Genomic DNA, 19,083 nt, shown 5'->3' with positions numbered 1-19,083 from the left:
AATTCAGAGAATCAAAACGCAAGCGATAATAGGAAAGATGATCAATCTATATCCAAGATCAAAAGAGTGATATCATCCTGGATCGAGCTTTTGGAAATGAAATTTTGGAGATCGGAAAGTATCCGTTCTGCCTGGATCTGAGGCTCGAATTGAGCATTGGATCGAATCGAATGTAAAAACCTTTCCTCTCCGTATTCTAATTTGTCCTCGTCGAACTGTTCGTAAATCCCATCTGAAAAAAGAAAGATCCTAGCTCCTGATTCTATTTTATATTCTTCGGTTCTATATGGATAATCTTTTACAAAGCCTAAAATAGCTCCTGTCTTAGGCATTTCCTCCGTTTGATAAGAGCGTACTAAAAATTGAGAGATATGACCTGCAGAGGCAAAATATACTTTTTTCTCGGATAGATCCACGTCGCAGATCGCTCCGGTAAAATAGAGTGTTTTATATTTATTTAAAATAGAGTTATTTAACCCGGAAAGTATTTCTCCCGGCTTTTCCAAAGAGGATTTTAAACTTTCATATTCCCCCTTGATTGCCATCGTAACAAGTGCCGCCTGAACTCCGTGACCCGTCGCATCCGCTAAGAAAAATCTATATCTTCCATTGCTTAATTTGCATATATCATAGAAGTCCCCTCCTACTTCATCCATTGGCAGATAATTGACAGAATATCTCATTCCCGGTATACTTTTCAATTCAGGGAGAATACTTCTCTGGATCTTTTGGGAATACAACATATCCTTTCGGATGATGGAGAGGGATCTGGCTAATTCCTCTGTTCTTTCGTTTACTTTTCTTTCCAGCTCGGAGTTCATACGAGTGATATCCTCGTACAATTTCGCATTCTCTAATGAAATTGCCGCCTGAGCAGAGAGTATCTCCAGAATTTCCAATCTATGTTCATCAAAGATCCCTGCAGTAAGTCGATTTTCTAAATAAAGAACACATAATGTTCTTCCTTGTTTTGTGATCGGCATACATAATAAAGATTTGGGTTTACTTCTTTTAATATAAGGATTTACGGAATAAAAAGAATCCTTCGCTGCATCCGAGATCAAAACCTTTTGTCCTGAACGGAAACAGAAATACACAACTTCTAACGGAAGAAGATGCCCCGCCTCATCTAGTGAGATCGGTTTAGGTAAAAATCCAGGTTCTTCTATATCTGAACCCGCCATCAAAAACAGTTCTTTGTTTTGAGGAAGGATTAAGAAACCTCTGGTAGCCGCCGCATTCTCCATGATAGTACGAATAAGTTGTCGTAATAATTCACCTAGTTCGATCACTCCTGAGATACTTTGAGAAGCCTTAAGTACGGTTCTTAAATCCAAACTGAAAGATGTGGAAAGCATAGAATCCGCTAGAATTTTTTCCACAGAACGTTTTGGGGTCCCTTGAGGACGAAGTAATTCTCCGTGTTCGTCCCTGAGTAAGTTTACGATAGACTTGGCTCCCCAAGATCCATAGAGTCGAACAGCATTCTGCATTAAAAACTTCCCGTAGGAGGTCCTACCCTGCGCTAAACTCCATTCTGCCACATGTTGGTATACAACTGCTTTTCTAAAATCATTAGGTTCTGACTCTACCTGCTGCATTGCCATGTCGAAGTATTTGGATGCATTCTCATTTCTTCCTGCATAATCTTCGTAGAGTCCGGCTAATACAAAATAGAATAATTGGAAACTAGGTGGATAGATCCGTGACCAAAGTTTAAATAAATATAAAGAATATCTAAAGAAAAATTTTTCAGTTATCTTTAACTTCTTCTTACGTAATTTTAAAAGCCCTAAAGATCTATAAAATCTGTATTCCGAATAAATGAACATTATCCTGGATTTCTCAAGATCAGGATGATACTTTTTAAAAATTCTCTCAGTTTCTAAATAATAACCCGACAGATACGCCAATGATCCGAACAAAGTTGCATACCAAGAATTAGCAGTCCCATTTCCTGCAGACTCCAAAACCCTGGATTCAAATTCCTGATCCGCAAATAAGTTGTCCTTATATCTTACTGTTTCGGTGGATTTCCCTTCTAAACGATCCAGATAAGAATCGGAAGAATGAAGCATGACCATCAGAATATCGTAATTTAGCTTAGATCCCCTTTCTAAATTTTCCCTGATCTTTTCCCTATAGGAAATCGAATTTTCTGCGGAGTATAATTGGTTTGTATTCTGGGAAAAAAGCGCGAACGCAGCCCAAAGATAATCCCCATACTGCATACATTTATGAAATGCTTCTTCTGTATAGTCCACTATGGAACGGAAAGGATACATAAAATAATCCAGAAGAATTGTTCGGCCGAACACAAATCTTCCGTAAAGTTCATCTGATTTAAACTTTTTTAATATCTTTTCCGCCAGTGTCCAATATCTCATGGATTGCTGGAAGTTTCCGTTGATGGAAAGAAGAATAGAGCCGAATCCTGCGTAGCCGAAAAAGCTAAATGGAGCATTTCCTTCTTTTAAGGTAAGGTTGATCAGCTTTAAATAAATATAAGCCATCACCTTCATATCCATATGTTTTCCGTAATTCAGAAGATTGACTAAAATGTTTAAGGCTTCCGTTTTATATGGATCTTTACTATCTTTTGCATTTACTAATTTTTCAGGAGATCTTCCTCTACTATAAAAGACCATCTTGAGCACTTCGCCGAATACCGCCAAAAACCCAGGCTTCTCTTTGAAACCTATTCCAAGAGATTGTAATGCTTTGATCCCGATTTTGGACGCAGAATCCAAATCGTTATAAACGTTCATCACTTCCAGTTGCATCAGATAAACATCCGCCTTTTCGGATGGTGTATTGAGCTTGGAAAGCAGATCGGATACTATCTTCTCCGCTTCTTCTCTTCTGGATAAATAATATGCGGATTCCGCCAGGGACTTTAAGATATGGATCGCATTCTTTCTATCCTTCTGCCAATAAGAGTCCTTAAGTTGAGAAGCAAGCAGGCTGAAAAAAGAATAAGAAGATTCGTAAGCTGCGCCGGATTTTGCGGAGTTTCCCGCAAGTATCGTATAATGGAAGAAGTCCTCATTCTCCCGCCCATTCGTATACAATTCCCTGGAACGCAAAAGATGATTTGCAATATCTAAAATCTGTTCGGACCCGCCTGAAAATTTTTCGCGCTCTATTAATAATTTTGCAAGTGTATTATGGATCCTTGCTTTTTCTGCGGAGTCTGTTGCATCCAAAATACTTTGGATCATCCTATCATGAGAAAAATGGAACTGCACATTCGAAAGAGAGGAATACATTCCGGACTCTTCTATCTTTCTTTGAGAAATATACTGCAAGGCCGGGAATAACATATTCCCGGATTCTCTATAGAATACGATCCCCTCTCTGACTGCTTCTCGAATTCCTCTAGACAAAACTCCGGGTCTGGCCTTGAAAAAATCGTACATATCTTTCAGATCGAATTTTGCACCGATACAGGCCCCTACCCTCAAAACCTCCAAGGTTTCATCCGGAAGTTTACCGACCTTGTCTAAAAATAGATCTAGAACGTTATCCGTAACTGTCCTTTGTAAAAGCCTATCCCAATCCACTTTATGATAAGCTGTTTTAGGATCAAAACTCAGACATCCTTCTTCATATAAGGACCTCAAGAATTGATGTAAAAATAAAGGATTCCCTCCGGTTTTAGAAACCAGAACTTCCGCAAGCCTGTTCGCATCCTCTGCGGAAACATGGATACTATCAGACACATATTTAAAAACGCTATGCCTATTTAAGGGAGAAAGGCGTATCTCTTTCAGATCTAAACCAGGAGAGCCTTGTTTTACATTCACATTCGGGAAGAAGTCCGCATCTTCCGAACGACTGGTAAGAACGAATAATAATCCTTCCCAATCCTCGCTGCTTAATATGAATTCGAGTAATGCAATAGAAGCGGAATCCGCCCATTGTAGATCATCCACTAAAATGATAGCCGGATTTTTTCGATCAAAACAAAGTGTTAAAAATCTAAGCGCGACTGCAAATAGGATCTTTTCATCCTTCTGCCTTTTATTCGTTTTTGCCGGTATTTCTATTCCTAATGTTTTTCCCAGGTCAGGTAGGAATTGTGTTAGGATCTCTATATTATCTCCTAGAGTTTCCTTTATAAAATTCTTAAGTAGAATGATCTCTTCTTCTTTTTTCTGAAGGATCCTTCTTAAAAGATCATCCATGATCTGGCGAAATGCGTAATATGGAATCTCTTTTTTATCTTCTTCGAACTTCCCACGTAATAGAACTACCGAATAAATATCAAGGTACGTGATCGCATCTTCTACTAGAGCGGTTTTTCCCGTGCCAGATTTGCCTCCGATGAATATAGCGGACCTTCTTCCGTTAGTTACATTCACTATTCCGGATTCGATCTCTTTTCTCTCTCTATCCCTATCATAGATACGAGGAGAATCCCGAAACCCTACCTTTCTTTCATAAACTCCAGGAACAAACTCGGACAATTTACGTTTGGACTTTAAAGAATCCTTAATGCTCTTTAGATCGTGTATCAGATTTTCCAAAGAGAAGTATCTCTCTTCCGGCATCTTAGAGAGCAATTTGTCTACCAAAGTAGAGATCGCAGTAGGAACATCTTCCCTCTTCTTCACTAGGGAAACGGGAGATCTTGCGATATGATAATGGACCATCTCCAATGGATCTTCCGTTTCAAATGGAGGAGTTCCGGAGATCATCTTATAGAACAAAGCTCCTAAAGAATATGCGTCGGATCTGAAATCGACAGGACGATTCAACCTTCCGGTATTCTCAGGAGAACAATATGGTAGAATATCGAATGTATATCTAAGAGGCGCATAACTTCCCTTTTCGGAAAGAAGAAGAGAAGCTCCACCCAACCAAGCAAGTTTAGTTTCTCCAGTATCCGGATTATAAAAAAATGCCCTTGGAGAAATTTGATTATGAACTATTCCGAAAGAATGTAATTTTGCGAGATTCTCCGTGATTGCTAACGCTATCTCTAAAAAAGTTTCTAGAGAAATTGATCCTCCCAAACTTTGATGAAGAAGTTTAGAAGGAATATTTTCGTACACCAAACAGATACCATCCGAATTTTCGAACATATCTTCCGGCTTAAGAATGCCAGGATCACTAACCAGTTTACCCAATTCGAATTCATTCAGAAAATACACCGAAGAGGTTTCTTTCCCCTCCGGTCTTTGTACTCGAATGATCTTTGGTTCTCTGGTCCTACCGAATTTTCCTCTATATGTTTGAGAAAAACTGTCCTCGTACAATAATTCCCCTAATTCATAAGGAACTCTGTCTGTGGACAAATCCTGAGTAGTTTCCAATTTTATCTTTTTCGAGACCTATACGGTCCCGAAACCTCACCCGAACTAATTTTTAAAGTTCACACTTTAGAGGGCGAATACTTTTGGCGGGTAAAGATCCAAACATAATAAATGTCTGCTATTGTTCCGAGCCCACTCAGTACTTGAACAAAGTACTTATCCGGAAAGTATAGAAAGATGAAGATCGTAAAAAATCCGTTACCTAAAAATTTAGCCCAAGAAACCGAATAAGAGAACATGTTCGGATCTCCAGTTTTTAAGAAAAGGATCGGATACATTACCGAAATGATCAAACTCAAGATATAAGCAGAATTAGATCCGGTAAAAAGATCATACCCTCCCTTATAGAAAGTATAGATCAATAATCCCCAAGACACCACCAAAATGCCCAAAAGGAATTTATATCCCTTGTCCGACATTGGCAAGGAAATTTGTTTTTTACCGAATCGAATCACTTGATAGAAAATCACTATGTCCAATACGAATCCGAGTCTATAGCCCCAAAGTAATATCGCACCCATAGGCTCTTTAAAGCAGAAGCCCCATAATAATTCCCAAATAATGTTCCCGCAGGCGATAAAAACGGGCATCTCGACGAATTTTTTCTTAAATGGCTCTATTAGAAGAACTGCATACATATAGGCCCAGAAAACCACACCTAATAGCAGGAAAATATTCTCAATAAGCGTATAACGTCCGAAATACTCCGGATCCGTTGCTAAAGTCTGCCAAAAACTCATCCTTTATAGTCTCCAATTCTCTCTTAATGAAGGCGGGATCCAGAATCTGGCTTTTTTTCCGCCGTAATAGAAATGATCCATAGAAAAAAGAAGTTTGGAAGCAAAATAAGCGACTAACTTTCCGAAACCTTCATCATCATCTACATGGGAATCTATATCCTTAAAGATCTTTTCCATAAAATAACCCAAAGGATTTTTAGGAGGCCATCCTAATCCAAGTACTTCACTTGTTTTTTGTCCCATATATGTTTGCAGAAAAAATAATGGAAGATTATCGAATAAGTTCCCCGGGAGCATATACTCCATAAAGTCCAACAGAGATTTTGCAAGTATCTTGCCTGCATCCGAGGGTTTTTGTTGATCATTAAATATCGATTCGCCTAAAGAATGGGCGACATCGTATCCTTCCGGACAAAGTTCAGGTTTTACTCCTATAAAATGTCCCACTACTCTCCATAGATGAATGTATGCGTCTTTTTCTTCCTGGCTGAGTTTTAAAGAGGACTGACCAAGACCTTCTACCACTAAACTTGAAAAAGACTGTAGAGTTCCTGCCATATCTTCTTGGTTGATCGGTTGTCCCCAAGCAGGATCCCAATCTTTTCCTTTTCCAAGAAAATATCTTATGGATGCATGCATTAATCTTACTTTTTGAGCGGTGCGGATCCCTTTCCCTTGAGGCCCCAATCCGTTTTCTTGAGCAACAGAGATGACGAACTGAGTTGTTTCCATCAGTCTTCGATTAACTCCGTCTATTACACCATTCTGTTCTATTAATCTTCCAGTTTTGTAAAGTACCTGTGCCCCATCACCGCAAGAGTACGCCATGGGAAGAGACTTAACACAAAGCATCATTAAGATCTGAGGACCATAAAGGGTGAATAGCTGCTCTCCTTTTGCGATCTTACTTTTATCCGCCCAAGAAGGAAGGTCTTCCGTCTCATAAAAATATTTTTCAAGATAGTCCGGCAGACCGGCGGGAATTGGATCCGAATTCCTGGAAAGCGCATCGAAAAATAGCATCGTTTTTTCTCGATCAAAAGCGGATTCGGTAAAATATTTTGTGACTATTTCATCCGCCAATGGATCAGTTTCTTTTCGTAATGCGCGTAACTCGCTCGAATTCATTCTAAAGCCTAACCTTGTCTCAGGAATGCGCCAGTTTTATATTTTGAATTTTAAAAAGAAAGCACTTGTAAAAAAAACCGTAACGAATTCCTTGAAACATGCTTTTTGGATCTAGAGTTCGTAAAAAATTCTCCTTATTTTTTTTAGCTATAATTTCTTTCCTGACTCCTAAGCTAGAGGCAGTTGGACTTTTTCAACCTTCACATAATGCGAGATACGGCGGTATGGGAGGAGTAAATTTAGCAATTGGAGGATCTCCTATGGACATAGGGACGAATCCGGCTAACTTAAGTCTCAAAAATCGAAAAGAGTTGGAATTCGGAATTTCTTTACCGTACATCCGTACAGTATACAAAGACAAGTTCTCAGATCCGGACCCAAATCTTTCTTATGAAAACTCCGAATCCTATAACGTGCTCGCCCCACTTCCCTATTTCGCGATCCGAATTCCAATCAGCGAAAAATGGACATATGGAGGAGGGATTTATATACCGGGCGGCGGAAATGGAGAAGTTTCCGGACTCACAAGGATCACACCAAACGGCCAAAGTTTGAACGATTGGTCAGGGATGAAACTCCCTAGTCCTATAGGAGATTCCAGAAGAATACAGGAAAGTTATTCTTCTACTTTTTATCTAGTCAAATCCACACATGCACTCTCTTATAAGATCGGCGGACTTTCAATAGCTCTAGGAATAGAAGGAATTTATTCTAGGCAGATCGCTTACCAAAAGTTTCATGATATTACGGGAAATATCGAAGTTCCCGGCCAAGGTTTCGATTATAAAAGTAAAAATGCATATGCACTAGGCGGCATTTTCGGAACTACTTATCAGATCACTGATACATTAAAAATTGCTTATTCTTACCAAACTTCTGCAAAAATTCCCTTGGACGGAAGTATGCAAGTCGGTTCTTATCCGAGCCGTACCGGAGTTTCTGCAACATTTGCGGTCCCAGAAAGACATGGTTTAGGTTTTTCTTATGGAACAGATACGTTCAAGATCGGAGTAGATGCATTATATTATAATTATGCTTCTTATACTTCTACCTATAAACAAACATTGGCCGCTCCAATTTTCCCGACCGCATTCGGGCAAACGAATGTGATCCCTCAAAATTTAAGTTATCATGATTCTTGGGCGTTAGGAATCGGAGGAGAATGGATCGTAAACGATTGGACCTATAGATTAGGTGCAAGGCATAACTCTGGAGTTTTAAGATCAGAAGGGACAAATGCACTCCAAGCAGGTATCATGGTCCAAGATCTGGTCTCCGGTGGATTCGGATATTCTACCGGAAAATGGAAATTCGATTTTACACTTTTATATTATCTTCCGGTAAGAGTTTATAATGGAGGTTCGGCAGATTGGAACTTCAACCATGCCGTCTTTTCCAAAGATGATATCCGAGTAAATGAATTCAAACATTCATTAAGATCGGATATCCCTGCGATATTATTAGGAGCTAGCTATTCCTTTGATTAAGATTTTTGAATAGAGTCTTCTTTTGTAAAAAGGACGGAACTTACCAGAAGACAAAATGCGATCAGATCAAAGCTGAATGCTCCTACTTGCCCGAATTGCCATGCGGATCTTATACTATTCCAATGTTCCGGGATCGTATTAGTAACGGTCCATTCTTTGATTTGAGAAGCAGCAGGTGCCACAAAAAAGAACCAAACTCCTAAAGAAAAAATAAAGGAGAATGCACTCAAAATCGTATAACGAAAAGACTTCGTACCTTTAGAAAGATAAGCAATCGTAAAAATAAGAAGAATAGAACCTATCTGCACAATAGGACCAACGATCGCAAAATATTTATACAAACTAGTCTGCACTTGAAAATATAATTCAGCTTCCCAATGCAATTTGGGTGCAGCTTCCATCACATGTGCAAATCTCATTCCAAGGGTCAGTGCGGCTAAAATTAAAGCAAAAAATCGGATCTTAGATAACATAGCAGGCTCCTTTCATTTCCTTTAGTTTCTACTCCGAACCAAAAAGGTTACCGAATTTATGTAAAAAAAGGATCCATTTTCATTTGAATTTTTAGAAATAAGTCTTATCAAAGCTCACTATGGATTATAAACATCTGAGTGTAGAAAACAAGGATGGATTGCTGATCGTATTATTAAACCGTCCTGAATCCAATAATGCGCTGAATATAAGGATTAGAGACGAATTAGAAAACGTCTTTTCGGAATCTAAAAAAGATCCTAAGATCAGAGGAATACTTTTAGGAGCAAACGGCAAAAACTTCTGTAGCGGCTATGATTTAGAAGAAGTAGTCGAAACAAAACTAGGTTCTTTCAGACACCGTATTTTAGAATATCATTATAGGCTTTATTCTTTTCCAAAACCCCTAGTCTGCGTATTAAAGGGTTTTTGTTCTGCTGGAGGTTTTGATCTGGCACTTTCAGGAGATTATATTCTTTCAGAAAAGAAAACATTCCTATTCCGACCAGAAATTCGATTCGGAGGTCCACCTTTGATCACCACTCTGGCTCGAAAAGTTGGTCCTACAAAAGCATTATCTCTTACATTACTTGGAGAACCTCTACGTTCCCAAGACGCATTAAAATTAGGAATCATAGATGAAATCGTAACGGAAGGCGATCCAATCGCAAAAGGTTTAAAAGTATTGGAAAAGCTCTCTCAGTGGGATCCAAAACTAATCCGAGCCGAAAAAGAGATCTCGAATAATTTTTTTCAGGGCAATCTTTATGAAAATTTAAAAAAGGAATTCGATCTATTCAAAGAATTTTTAGAAAATCCGAACTTCTTAAAAATAGTTACGGAATATGCAAAATCGATTAAACAGAAAGCCTGAATCTAGGGATTGTCACGGATAAATTCAGAGAGAAGTTCTGCAAGTAATTCACCCTTCTCTTCCTGAAGGAAATGACCTGCACCTTGGATCACCGTATGCTTCTGTCCTTTTGCTCCCGGGATGGTCCTTCTAAAAAATATATCTCCACCTTTTGTGATAGGATCACCATCACTAAACATTGTAATAAAAGGTTTTTTGAAATTTTTATAAAACATCCAAGCCTGACGATTCCTTTCCGTTTCAGGATTATCAGGAGATATAGGAACAAGAGTCGGAAATTTTCGAGCCCCCGCTTTATAAGATTCATCCGGATAAGGAGAATCATAAGCATGAATAATATCAGGACTCAATTTACTCACACATCCGTTTTGGATTATCTTTCCTACCGGAAGTTTACTGACTTCTTGGGAAAAACGAAGCCATTTAAAAAAATCCTCTTTAGGAGGAATATCACCGGTAGGTAAAAAAGTATTCGCAGCACATACTCTTGCAAACCGAGAATCCAATTCCGCTACCGCTCTTAAACCTAATAAACCTCCCCAATCTTGGCAGAAGAGAGTAATATTTTGTAAATCTAAACCGATAATAAAATTTTTAAGCCAGTCTACATGGTTTTTATAAGTATAAGTTTCTAGATCCGTAGGCTTATCCGATTTTCCAAAACCGATCAGATCAGGTGCAATCACTCTATAACCTTTTTCTGATAAAGGACGGATCATCTTTCTATAAAGATAAGACCAACTCGGTTCTCCATGTAATAATAAAAGCGTTTCTTTTGCATTCTTAGGACCTTCATCCACATAATGCATTTTGAATTCCCCTATGGAAATATAATTAGGAGAAAAAGGATAATCCTTTAGGTCGGAAAAACATTCGGAAGGGGTTTCTAAATAAGTTTGCATACCAAATCTACCGGAGCTGATGTAATTTATACAAGGGCCCAGATCATAGTTTCTCTAAAAATCTTGTCAAACTTCTTCCCAAAAAAGTCGGCTAACTCAAATTTTCTGATTTTAAAAAATTAGAAAATAAGATCTTGTAGGACCTCCTACAGAGAGAGTTATATGTTCGGAAAAAAAGCACGGAAAGTCACGATTTACACTTCTTTCGTTCTATTCGGTTTATTCTTATTGGTTTTATGCCAAACAGCTTGTCTGAGTTCCTTCGGAGGAAGCCCTAGCGGAACTAGACTGGAAAGAATGAAAACTTCTAAGATGTTCCATGATGGTAAGTTCGAAAATGATCCGTTCGTTCCTATGCTTAGCTCCGGAGATTATATAGGAGTTTTAAAAAGACAATTTTTCGGTTCGGAGGTAAGGACCCCCCCTGCTCCTATTCCCGTTCAAAAACCCGACTTAAAAACTTTTTCAGATCCTGTATCACCCGGACTAAGAGCGATTTGGTTTGGACATTCTTCCGTATTGGTTGAAATAGACGGGATACGCATCTTCACCGATCCTGTTTTTTCCGGAAAAGTTTCTCCTTTCGAAAGTATCGGACCCGGAAGACTTTTTCCTTTACCATTAGAACTATCAGAACTTCCTAATATAGATGCAGTTGTAATCTCACACGATCATTATGATCATCTAGATATGAGTGTTGCTCAATTTTTAGCGAAGAAGGGTACAAAATATTTCGTGCCCTTAGGTATCGGCGCTCATTTGGAATCTTGGGGAATTCCGGAAAACCAGATCATAGAATTGGATTGGTGGGAGAAAGGAAATATTAAGAATATTGAAATTGTCTGTACACCCGCAGTTCATTATTCCGGACGAGGTATTTTCAACGGTAAGTCCACACTCTGGTCTTCATGGAGCCTGATCGGACCTAAACATAAATTTTTTCACAGCGGGGATACAGGTTATTCCCCTCATTTCACCGAGATAGGCAAAAAATTAGGACCTTTCGATCTGACTTCTATAAAAGTGGGAGCTTATGATTGGACCTGGGAAGGAATTCATATGAATCCTGAAAGTGCAGTCCAAGCTCATTTAGATCTAAAAGGCAAAACGATGCTCCCTGTACATTGGGCAACTTTCAATCTTGCAATTCACTCTTGGGATGAACCTATTTTAAGAACAAAACAAGGAGCGGATCAAAATGGGGTCCGTTTAGCAACGCCTAAACCGGGAGAATGGCTGGATTTACAAAAGGATCTAATTTCCGAATCTTGGTGGGAAAAAGTAAAATAGTTTAAGAAAATTTTCTAACTAATTCCAATCTGGAATTAACATGCAATTTTCTGAATATACTTTTGATCTGGACTCTTACTGTCCCTTCTTTAGTACCCAAGAAAGTCGCAATTTCCTTGGTTTTTTTGCCGTCTACGATCATATCCAACACTTTCTTTTCTCGATTGGATAATATCTCCACTTCTTTTTGGGAAGTTTTACGGAAGGAATGGATGACTCTTGCAGCAAGCCCTGGAGAAAGTATCCCTCCCCCTTCTAAAAGTATCTCCGCTTTTTCTTGGATATCTCCTACATCTTTTTTTAATATATATCCTATTGCTCCCGCTTTTAGAGCCTTGAATAATGCTTCTTCGGATTCAAATGCGGATAAAATCGCATAATTTGTTTTGGAATCGGTCGAGTGTCTTTCTAAAATAAAATCCAAGCCACTTTTGCCAGGAAGATCTACATCTACGAACACTAAGTCATAAGGAGCATCTCCCTCATTAGGAAACTCCTCGGCAGAATTATAAACTTCTACCTTAGTAACTCTATTCATTTTTTTTAATCTTTCTTTGCACTGACTCGCAAATGCAGGGTCGTCTTCTAAGATCGCAATTTTGTATAATTTCACGAATCAAATTCTCCGCAATTGACGGATCGGGATCTCCAGAAATCCTTTAAAATCCCGATTTTCTAAATTTTCTTTCCATTCTCCGTCGATAGCAGAGGTCCTGAATTGGATGGTTTTATTTCCCTTGGAGCCTATTCTCATTTCTTGGAAATTTGTGCGGGTTCGAATTGATATCTCTATAGAATCTTTTTTAGGAGAAAAGATCCAATGAGAAGTGCCCGAACCGTATTTTAGGTCGTTAGAACATATCTCCGTTACTATCCCTAATATTTGTTCTGCCTTTTCAGTATCTATATGGAAATCTTCTTCTCCTTCTCTAGTGAATCTAACTTTTCTTCCCGCGTTACCGTACCTTCTCAATAATAATACCCTGATCCCACTCCAGATATCTTCTGAGATCAGCTTAACATCTGCGATACTTGCAGTGATCTCTCTGATCCCTTTAAAAATATCTTCGGATAATTTTTCTAGCTGGAGAAGCGCATCCGTATCTCCGTCTTTATAACCTTGGATAGAACGAACTAAAAGATTCAGATCGGTTACTTTTGCTCCTAGGTAATCATGAAGGTCCCTAGTGATCGCCTCTCTTTCGTCGTATAATCTTTCCTGAAGTTTTTTGGTCTTCTTCAGATGTTCAATTCTATAGCCGTACCACCAAGTATTACATAAACAAATAAACAATTGTAGTGCGCTCATATTGCTGATCTGCACCCACAGAGTTCGATCGGAAAAATATCCGCTTCCTTCCGGAAAGATCCTAAGAATATAAAATGCAACTACAGAAAAAGAATAGATCGTATAGAAGATCGGTCTTCCGTTAAAGAACAGGCTTACCAAAAACAGGATCACTTGGTTGGTGATCCACATATTATTATCATAAAAATAATATTCGTTGTCGTGGAACTGTGTTTCTACTTCTAAAACTAATAGAATAAAAAGTCCACCGAATACGATTAGGTTCTTTCTAAAGAAATTTTCGGAGTAAAACCGTATCACTCCTAGACTGAACAAACAGATAAAGGCGGAAATCAGATCCAAATAGAGTAGAAGGAAATTGGATCGAACATATTCCAGGATCGCTCCCCAGATGGTGATCGCGCATACGATCCCGAAAAAATATGAGGCTATCCTATAATTTTGGGAGTAGAATTCTTCCCTTACAAATCTATCTATTTCATTTTCTTTCACAATTTCTATATTCGTTCCGGGCTAATTTGCAGACATCTTTTGGCACATGGTATCCATCGAAGAATAAAACTCTATTCGAATATTTACCTCTTACAGGGTTTTAGCGACATATAATCCGATTTTTGGTTTAGCACTTAAGTCATACGTCGATATTTTTTTCTTTTTAGGGTCTCGAAAGGGAGAAGTGTATTTCTTTCGAAAGAAAAGTATATAATCGAAACTTAATATTCAAAGAGAGCAAGAATCTAATCATCCACGAACAGCTCGTCACAAAATGGGCTGTCTTTCGTGAATAAATTATATTATTTAAGTCGATTTTGGGGAAAGAGGTCTTTAGGAGCCACTTTCACACAAACGAAATACACTCGCGCTAAAGGGGTATCCAATTGGCTAATCCCTCCATTAGAAGTGATAAAATGGAAATAGCCGGTCTCTTTTGTAGGCTTATGAGCAGTCCATACCTGTGAATTTGGAAGTTTATAATGATCCTCTTTAAATTCTCCTGCTTCAAATAACTCATTTAGCTCCGTTATAAACGGAATCACCATATTGTATCTCGGACAGATAAATTTCACTCCGTCCAGATTTGTAGGGATTCGGCTACCTACCATGTACGTTTTGCCTTTAACAGTAACATAACGAAATTGACTGTCGGATTCCAGCTCTTCATTATATTGCAAACTCACAGGACTATCAGGACTAACATCAGGAGGAAGGTTTTTGAAGCGACCTTGCTTCGTATCCGCTGTTTTACAGGAAAATAAAACTAAAAAAGAAATAATGATAAAAAAATTATAGAACAATCTATAATCAGAGATTTTGGATTTCATAGAGAGCAAATTACTATATGCTCGCTCACTCGGAAAACTCTTTTTTCAATGAAAATAAATCCGTATTTTAGAATATAATCAGATGTAACGTTAGGCCTATAAGTAAATTCAATCATCCACGAACAGCTCGTCACAAAACGGGCTATCTTTCGTGATCCTACTCTCCAGAAGATTGAAGGCAACTCTTCTGTAATAAGGACGAATTAGTTTTTCGTAATACTTTTTGGATCTTTGATGGGCATAAGGATCCGTAAAATAGATTTCCTTCTTCATTCTTGTGTAATCATTTTTGGTAGGAACCGTAAAATAGAGATAATTCGTGATCTTATGTAGTTTTTCAAAAACCTTAGGAAGATGTTTATCTTCAATATACTGAACTACCGAATTACAAATACCCAGAGTGAATGGAGGAAGATGAATATGTTTCAACTCCAGATCCTGGATAGTAGAATGTAAAAAAGAAAGATTATAAGAACGGATCCATTTTTGTTTTGCAATGGCATCTATCATATCTTCAGAAGGATCTACTGCAAATACGCGATTTGGCTGGAATATTTTTACAAATTCTTTTAAAAGTAGAGCCTTCCCAAAACCGAAATCTGCAATACTCCTAGGATGGACCTGCATTAGATCAAAAACAGATTTTATATATTTTGCATGTTCTTTCGCGTTGAAAGAAGCATCTACGTCCTTCCCGCTTCCATAAATTTCGTCCCAATAGGAAGTTTCGAATGGTAGACCGTTAGCTCCGTAAGCGATATAATCGGAGTCTTGCGGTTTTTTACTCATACATCAGGAGCCTTGGAAGAAGAGAGCCAAGATATAAAGAATGCTTTCAGATCATCATAACCTTTTTGGTCGGAAAGTTCGGACTTAGCTTCGATGGATCTGGCCTTTAGAGTTTTTAAACTAGGATCCGTTTGTATTCTTTTCCATAAGAATCCATTGATCAACACTCTTTCTCCGGATAAAAACAGGTAAGGAGTATTCTTCGCTTTTACTTCTCTTTGTAAAAGTTTTCTGTCTACTGCCCAAACTTCAGATAAAAGAATATAATCTTTCTCTCTTATTTCAGGATAAGAAGTAAAATGAGTCTTTTGTTTAGAAACAAAATATAGATAGGCGGAAGTTTCAGGAGAAACATAAATCCTTTCGTCCTGATCTACGATCAATCTTCCTTTTAAAGATGTTACGTCTTTAGCAAGAGAGTTTAACTTTATTTTATCCACTCCTAAAATAGGACGGATCGTAAAATAACCGGAAACTGCAATTAACGCAAATATCCCGATAGAAGCAGGAAGAGAATTTAATTCTTTCTCGGAACGTAGTAAAAAATTCGCTATAAACAAAATTAAAATAAAAGAGCCGAAACCTAAAAGATATCTCCAAACAGCCCCACCCATATATCCGAAAGAATGGGCTCCGTAAAAATTAAGATTTCCTAATAAAATAATTCCGAGCACAAGAACGGAAAGATACCCGAATAGGAAAAGTTTAGGAAGGTTTCTTCGTTTGAAGAATACGGACTGTTGTTTTTTCTTCTCTCTTATTCCTACTGTTCCAGCCTTGATCACAAAAATTGTAAATCCGATCAGGAAAAAAGTGAAATGAGAGAAAAACCCAAGGACAGTGCAGGAGACTAAGATCAAAAGATCCACCACTGTTTCCATTCGGAAGGAAAGAAATAACACTAATAAAAACGCAAAGCTAACTAATTCTCCCAACATATTCAAAGGAACTAAATAGGAGAATGGATTGATCGCAGCTAAATAACAGAACAGATAATGATTCAGCTTCCAGGTTTCTCTTTCCATGATATATGCGCAAAGATGGATCCCTAAACTTAAGGCAAATGCCGCAAAAGAGAGATAAGCAGGTATATAATTTAAACCAAAAACGGATTTCCAAAAAGATAAAAGCAAAAATGGAAGAGGTTCGGTGAAGGAGAAAAATTTTCCGTCCTCCGAAAGAGAACGTAATTCTGCCAATGTCCGGAAACTTTCTCCGTTGGACGGGTCGCCGTGCCAGGAATAGAGAAGGGTCAGAAGACCGGTGAGAAACAGCGTCGAGAGTGAAATGAGCGCGGGGTTTGCTTTTCTGTTTCTTTCCAAGTCCATGCGGCGGAATTCTTCTCCTACGTATTTCGGAGCTACGTTAAAAATTTAGGTGAAATTATACCAACACATTTTGAACTAAACTAAGAGGCATATTCCGAGGGCAAGAAGATGGAAAAAAAAGACCATATCCTTTACGATAAGACCGGAAATCCTAGCAAAGAGCCGGCTTGGATTTTCAGAACTTACGCGGGTCATACAAACGCAAAGGAGTCCAACGAACTCTTTAGAAAAAACCTGGCAAAGGGTCAAACAGGCCTTTCCATCGCCTTTGATCTTCCCACACAATGCGGTTATAGCTCAGATCACGCAATTGCTAGGCCGGAAATCGGAAAAGTAGGAGTTCCAATCAACACTCTCGAGGACTTCCGGATCCTCTTCGATCAGATTCCGATCGAAGAAATGAACACTTCAATGACCATCAATGGCACTTCCATGTGGTTACTTTCGCTATATGTGGCTTTGGCGGAAGAAAGAGGAGAAGACGTTTCTAAACTCCAAGGGACCACTCAAAACGACATAATCAAAGAATATCTGGCTCGCGGGACCTATATTTTCCCTCCTGAACATTCTATCCGTATCATCGTGGATATGTATGAATATTGTTTGAAAAGAATTCCGAAATGGAACCCATCCAATATTTGTTCTTACCATTTACAAGAAGCAGGAGCTACTCCTGTCCAGGAACTAGCATTCGCACTCGCAACAGGGATGGCAATCTTAGATGCAGTGAAAGAAAGAAACTGTTTTACTCACGAAGAATTCGAACAATGTGTTGGTAGGATCTCCTTCTTCGTAAACGCAGGTATCCGATTCATCGAAGAAATGTGCAAGATGCGTGCCTTCTCCGATATGTGGGAAGAGATCACTGTAGGGATCTATCAGGTTAAAAACGAAAAATACCGCAGATTCCGTTATGGAGTCCAAGTAAACTCACTCGGATTAACGGAAGAACAACCTGAAAACAACGCATGGAGAATTTTGATCGAAGCTTTAGGAGTCACCTTAAGTAGAGATGCAAGATGTAGAGCACTCCAACTTCCGGCTTGGAACGAGGCACTTTCACTTCCTCGCCCATGGGACCAACAATGGTCACTTCGTTTACAACAAGTACTCGCTTACGAAACAGACTTACTCGAATATCCGGACCTATTCGAAGGTTCCAGAGTTGTAGAAAGTAAAGTAAAAGATCTGATCGAGAACGCAAATAAAGAGATCCAAAAGATCAAAGAAATGGGCGGAGCTATTAAAGCGATCGAGAACGGTTACATGAAAGCCCAACTCGTAAAATCCCAGGCAGAAAGACTCGCTAAGATCAATAACGACGAATTAATCATCGTAGGAAAAAACAAATGGAAAGACGGGATCCCTTCCCCTCTTACCAACGATCCTGACGGAGGGATTTTCAAAGTAGATCCTAAATCCGCAGAACAAACTCTCAAAGTACTCTCCGATGTAAAAGCAAGAAGAGATGCGAAGAAGGTCGCGGAAACTCTAGCAAGATTGGAAGACGACGCTAAAAACGGAAAGAACCTGATGTTCGCTTCCGTAGAATGTGCTAAGGCTCTTGTGACTACTGGAGAATGGGCAGATACACTCAGAAAAATATTCGGAGAATATCGTCCATCTACCGGAGTAGAAGGACAAAAACTCAATTTGGAATCCGACAAAGTTGCTAATGTCAGAACTAAAGTAGAGAAATTCCAAAAAGCAACCGGTGCAAGACCTAAGATAGTAGTCGGTAAACCTGGGTTAGACGGCCATTCAAACGGCGCAGAAATGATCGCAGTATCCGCAAAACATGCAGGATTCGATGTGATCTATTCAGGGATCAGACTCACTCCAGAAGAGATCGTACAATCCGCTGTGGAAGAAAACGCAAATGTGATCGGAGTATCCATACTTTCCGGATCCCATGTGGAGCTTGCAGAACAAATATTCGCAGAATTAAAACATTATAAAGCAGATATACCTGTGGTCTTCGGAGGAATTATCCCTCAGCCTGATTTCGAAAAACTACATTCCATCGGAGTGAAAGCTATTTTCACACCTAAAGATTATGATCTAATGGATGTAATGGATCGTATCATAGACATCGTATCCGCGAAGATCCCAGCTTCCGTTTAGG

At 38.8% G+C, this 19,083-nt stretch carries 14 protein-coding genes; 4 read left to right on the top strand and 10 right to left on the bottom strand.

From position 1 onward, the window contains the following. Positions 1-41: 41 nt before the first annotated feature. The 3 genes from EHO58_RS00740 to EHO58_RS00730 are packed head-to-tail and all read right to left on the bottom strand — an operon-like array spanning position 42 to position 7,186. Positions 42-5,318, bottom strand: coding sequence for a trifunctional serine/threonine-protein kinase/ATP-binding protein/SpoIIE family protein phosphatase (locus EHO58_RS00740; RefSeq protein WP_135678027.1), 5,277 nt, complete (start codon positions 5,316-5,318; stop codon positions 42-44). A 59-nt stretch (positions 5,319-5,377) separates the two neighbouring features. Further along, positions 5,378-6,058, bottom strand: coding sequence for a transmembrane-type terpene cyclase (locus EHO58_RS00735; RefSeq protein ID WP_135626862.1), 681 nt, complete (start codon positions 6,056-6,058; stop codon positions 5,378-5,380). Between the two features lie 3 nt (positions 6,059-6,061). Then, positions 6,062-7,186: an oxygenase MpaB family protein gene (locus tag EHO58_RS00730; RefSeq protein WP_100723797.1), complete on the bottom strand. Its 1,125-nt coding sequence runs from the start codon at positions 7,184-7,186 to the stop codon at positions 6,062-6,064. 98 nt (positions 7,187-7,284) lie between these two features. Here EHO58_RS00730 and EHO58_RS00725 point away from each other — a divergent pair, with 98 nt between their 5' ends. Beyond that, positions 7,285-8,673 (top strand): OmpP1/FadL family transporter, encoded by a 1,389-nt coding sequence (locus EHO58_RS00725; RefSeq protein WP_135626863.1) that lies wholly within the window; start codon positions 7,285-7,287, stop codon positions 8,671-8,673. Here EHO58_RS00725 and EHO58_RS00720 read toward each other — a convergent pair. After that, a complete protein-coding gene (locus tag EHO58_RS00720) occupies positions 8,670-9,146 on the bottom strand; it encodes a hypothetical protein (protein WP_135678025.1) in 477 nt (158 codons plus the stop codon). The genes EHO58_RS00725 and EHO58_RS00720 overlap by 4 nt on opposite strands. A 119-nt stretch (positions 9,147-9,265) precedes the next feature. Here EHO58_RS00720 and EHO58_RS00715 point away from each other — a divergent pair, with 119 nt between their 5' ends. Further along, entirely contained in the window at positions 9,266-10,018 is a 753-nt protein-coding gene (locus tag EHO58_RS00715; protein WP_135678023.1) for an enoyl-CoA hydratase/isomerase family protein, read from the top strand. A 2-nt stretch (positions 10,019-10,020) separates the two neighbouring features. Here the strand turns inward: EHO58_RS00715 and EHO58_RS00710 are convergent, their stop codons facing one another. Further along, a complete protein-coding gene (locus tag EHO58_RS00710; protein ID WP_135678021.1) occupies positions 10,021-10,920 on the bottom strand; it encodes a haloalkane dehalogenase in 900 nt (299 codons plus the stop codon). 162 nt (positions 10,921-11,082) lie between these two features. Between EHO58_RS00710 and EHO58_RS00705 the strand changes: the two genes are divergently transcribed. Continuing rightward, positions 11,083-12,210, top strand: coding sequence for an MBL fold metallo-hydrolase (locus EHO58_RS00705; protein ID WP_135678019.1), 1,128 nt, complete (start codon positions 11,083-11,085; stop codon positions 12,208-12,210). Between the two features lies 1 nt (position 12,211). Here the strand turns inward: EHO58_RS00705 and EHO58_RS00700 are convergent, their stop codons facing one another. The 5 genes from EHO58_RS00700 to EHO58_RS00680 form a co-directional block, all read right to left on the bottom strand. Further along, positions 12,212-12,823 (bottom strand): LuxR C-terminal-related transcriptional regulator, encoded by a 612-nt coding sequence (locus EHO58_RS00700; RefSeq protein WP_135678017.1) that lies wholly within the window; start codon positions 12,821-12,823, stop codon positions 12,212-12,214. A 3-nt stretch (positions 12,824-12,826) separates the two neighbouring features. Further along, positions 12,827-14,011, bottom strand: coding sequence for a sensor histidine kinase (locus tag EHO58_RS00695; RefSeq protein WP_244241022.1), 1,185 nt, complete (start codon positions 14,009-14,011; stop codon positions 12,827-12,829). 302 nt (positions 14,012-14,313) lie between these two features. Further along, the gene (locus EHO58_RS00690) at positions 14,314-14,841 is read right to left on the bottom strand and encodes a hypothetical protein (protein WP_135626870.1); all 528 of its coding nucleotides are present in this window, start codon (positions 14,839-14,841) and stop codon (positions 14,314-14,316) included. Between the two features lie 108 nt (positions 14,842-14,949). After that, positions 14,950-15,630, bottom strand: a complete 681-nt coding sequence (locus EHO58_RS00685) for a class I SAM-dependent methyltransferase (protein WP_135626871.1) — start codon at positions 15,628-15,630, stop codon at positions 14,950-14,952. Further along, positions 15,627-16,958, bottom strand: coding sequence for a hypothetical protein (locus EHO58_RS00680; protein WP_135678013.1), 1,332 nt, complete (start codon positions 16,956-16,958; stop codon positions 15,627-15,629). The genes EHO58_RS00685 and EHO58_RS00680 overlap by 4 nt, the downstream gene beginning before the upstream one ends. 108 nt (positions 16,959-17,066) lie before the next feature. Here EHO58_RS00680 and EHO58_RS00675 point away from each other — a divergent pair, with 108 nt between their 5' ends. Further along, a complete protein-coding gene (locus EHO58_RS00675) occupies positions 17,067-19,082 on the top strand; it encodes a protein meaA (RefSeq protein ID WP_135626873.1) in 2,016 nt (671 codons plus the stop codon). The last annotated feature ends 1 nt before the right edge of the window (position 19,083 follow it).

Origin of the sequence: Leptospira selangorensis, from assembly GCF_004769405.1 — a bacterium.
In the GTDB taxonomy this organism is placed as follows: Bacteria; Spirochaetota; Leptospiria; order Leptospirales; family Leptospiraceae; genus Leptospira_B; species Leptospira_B selangorensis.
This window is presented reverse-complemented; position numbering and strand designations above follow the sequence as displayed.